The following is a 2,808-nucleotide window of genomic DNA, read 5'->3' as shown; positions in this document are numbered from 1 at the left end:
TAGGCGAAGACCTAAAATGTCTCTACGCCAGGTGCGATGTGTGTGTGTGTGTGTGTGTTAAGACTTTTTCTGAGATATGCAAATATAAAGCGTTAAAAGATGCAAGAGAAACCGAGTTCTTTTGCATTGATGCGCTGCTGGTTATATTTGCTTTTGTTGTCATATTCTTTAATTGTTCAGACCCCCATCCCCCTAACTTAGGGGGCGAAGACGGCGGCAAAGGTACACAAACTTTATTAAATGACCAAAGAAAAAAGTAAAGAATATTTGTTGCTTAGCGGAATATGCCACGCGGGAAAGCAGTCAGATGTACCAGCCATTGACCATTTCGGTGTACCACGGGAAGCAGGAAGCTGGCTTTGTCGGCGATTTGTCCTGCCCTTCCGATCGTATCCATACGCAGGTAATGATAGACGGTGAGTGATACGAGGGCTGTGGAGTCGCCGGCATCAAAGCGTATGTCGTTGATCTGATGACTGGCTCCTCTGCCCTGCGCACGTAGGATATCTATATCGCTCTGCTGCACGTTGCTGGCTGCAAAACGCAACCAAGGTTCCGACTCGGAGGTGCAATAGGATAGGGCTTGCCGGAATTGCCAATTATAATAATGTGTGGCAAATGAGTCGATGACGGCTTCCAGTTGGTCGTGTGTATCGGCATGGCGACACGCCGCGAAGAGGATTGCTGCGAAAAACAACATTGTCGCCGCTGTATAACGATGCAGAAGGTGAAGGATCGAGCGCATATAAAAACTTTAAAATATCGCCAAAGGTAAAGAAAATGCTTGGCTTTTCCAACGCTTTTCGTTACTTTTGCGATCTAAAAAGGATGAAATGCTGAAGTTTATATCATTCGGCAGCGGGAGTAGCGGCAATTGTTATCTCCTCTACACCGAATCAGACGGACTCTTGATTGATGCAGGTGTTGGTGTGCGCACGCTGAAAAGGTTTCTCAAGGATCGCGGTCTGTCATTCTCAAATATACACAACATCCTTATTACTCACGATCATGCTGATCATATTAAATCTGTCGGTAGTCTCAGTCGAGACTATGGACTGCCGGTGTTTGCCACGCATCGGGTGCATGCCGGCATAGAGCGCAACTATTGTGTGAGGCATAAGATCACGTCCGACTGTGTGAAAGTGATTGAGAAGGGAACGCCTTTCCGTTTGGGAGACTTCGAGATTTATCCTTTCGAAGTGCCCCATGACAGTAGTGATAATGTGGGGTATCAGATTCGATACGGGCATACTGTCTTTTGTGTGATGACCGACATCGGACATGTGACGGATGTCATGAAAGAAATGATCGCCTCTGCTCATTATCTGATTATCGAAGCAAACCACGACCGGGAGATGCTGATGGAAGGGCCGTATCCGCAATATCTCAAAGAGCGTGTCGTCGGACCGGTCGGGCATTTGTGCAATGAGGACTGTGCAAAGGCCATAGCCGAAAACATGACCGAGAATTTAAAACATATTTGGTTGTGCCATTTGAGCCAGGAAAACAACCATCCGGAGTTGGCCCGCAAGACTGTCGAGCAGTTGCTTCGCAATTACGGATTATAGCGGGTAAGGATTTTGCCTTGGATGTTTTGAAGCGGAAGCTGCCGAGTGAGACGTATTTGTTGGATGAGTGAGCTATTTCATCCTCATGAGCAAATACCCCAATCGATAGAGGTTGTATAACCAAACAGGCGGGTGTTGACCGCAAAGCCGTTTCCGCCAGACCATATATCGACGTTTGAATACGGTCAGAAAGAGAGACGCAAAGCCATAATGCAGCATTCGTTCGGCCGTGAGAAGTAGGGCGGAATAGCCTTTGAGTTGGTCGCGAAAAGCAGCCAAGGTATCAAGCGCCTCCTCTGTCTTAGCCATGAAAACCTGATTGTCGTCATAGCGAAGATAGGCAACGGGATTGTCGATAGAAACGATTGGGATATGGTGCTGTTGTAATTGTTTTCCCCAAAGCACATCTTCGTAACCATAAGTCTGTATCTCTTCACAAAACGGGAGGGCGCGGAGTGTGTCTCGGGCAACCATAAAGTTCGTGGTCCGAAACGACTGATAAGGTTGTTTCTGGCGTCGACTCAATGGATGTATCTCTGCATAGTGGCGCTCATAAAGATACCGCAGACAATGCTGGTCACAGGCTCCGGTTGTCCCCACGGCCACTCCTCCGCAAATCACCTGAGCCGCAGAGTCTGCCGATAGATATAGTCTCAGAAAGTTGTCATGATCCACGTGCACGCTGCTGTCGATGAAAAGCAACCATCGGTAACGTGCCATCTGTGCCAGAAAGTTACGGATCGCCGCCCGCCCCATATTCGTTGGGCGCATCAGGTAATGGCAATTCGGTTGGGTATTGATCTGTTTGTTGGCCGTCTTGACACCCTCATCGGTAGATCCGTCATCGGCAACAATGATCTCGTAGCTGATATTCGGCAGTTGCAGCGCCTGCTCGTTCAGCGTTTGTACGAGGTTGGTGCAGCAGCAGTTATAAGTGGGTATGAGGATGGATAACTCTGTCTTCATAATTCAATAACAGTGGACAAAGATAATGATTTGCTATGAATAACACGCGCTTCTGCTCTTGATTCCTTGCTATTCGCAGGTCACTAGCACCCATAAGAATACCCTATTCCCCATATTTTTTTAATTTTTCTTTGCTCGTTTAAAGAAGTTTCCTTACCTTTGCCGGCAGTTTCCTCCTTCGCCCCCTAAGTTAGGGGGATAGGGGTCTGAACAATTAAAGAGATGATTAAACAAGCAAATATAAATAGCCGTAACGCGATGCAAAAGAACTTCG

At 47.3% G+C, this 2,808-nt stretch carries 3 protein-coding genes and 1 pseudogene; 2 read left to right on the top strand and 2 right to left on the bottom strand.

The genetic code is table 11. From position 1 onward, the window contains the following. A partial coding sequence (locus tag JCM12259_RS17470) for a hypothetical protein (RefSeq protein WP_148299634.1) occupies positions 1-260 on the top strand: 260 nt, incomplete at its 5' end. 14 nt (positions 261-274) lie between these two features. On the opposite strand, the gene JCM12259_RS12555 is transcribed toward JCM12259_RS17470, so the two are convergent. Next, positions 275-700, bottom strand: coding sequence for a hypothetical protein (locus JCM12259_RS12555; protein WP_025066701.1), 426 nt, complete (start codon positions 698-700; stop codon positions 275-277). 133 nt (positions 701-833) lie between these two features. Between JCM12259_RS12555 and JCM12259_RS15580 the strand changes: the two are divergent. Beyond that, positions 834-1,639, top strand: a pseudogene (locus JCM12259_RS15580) (MBL fold metallo-hydrolase). Position 1,640: 1 nt separating this feature from the next. On the opposite strand, the gene JCM12259_RS12545 reads toward JCM12259_RS15580, so the two are convergent. Continuing rightward, positions 1,641-2,534, bottom strand: a complete 894-nt coding sequence (locus tag JCM12259_RS12545; RefSeq protein ID WP_025066700.1) for a glycosyltransferase family 2 protein — start codon at positions 2,532-2,534, stop codon at positions 1,641-1,643. Positions 2,535-2,808 lie beyond the last annotated feature (274 nt).

The organism is Hoylesella enoeca JCM 12259, from assembly GCF_000613405.1.
Lineage (GTDB): Bacteria > Bacteroidota > Bacteroidia > Bacteroidales > Bacteroidaceae > Prevotella > Prevotella enoeca.
The sequence above is the reverse complement of the archived record's forward strand: the minus strand, read 5'-3'. Positions and strand labels throughout refer to the sequence as shown.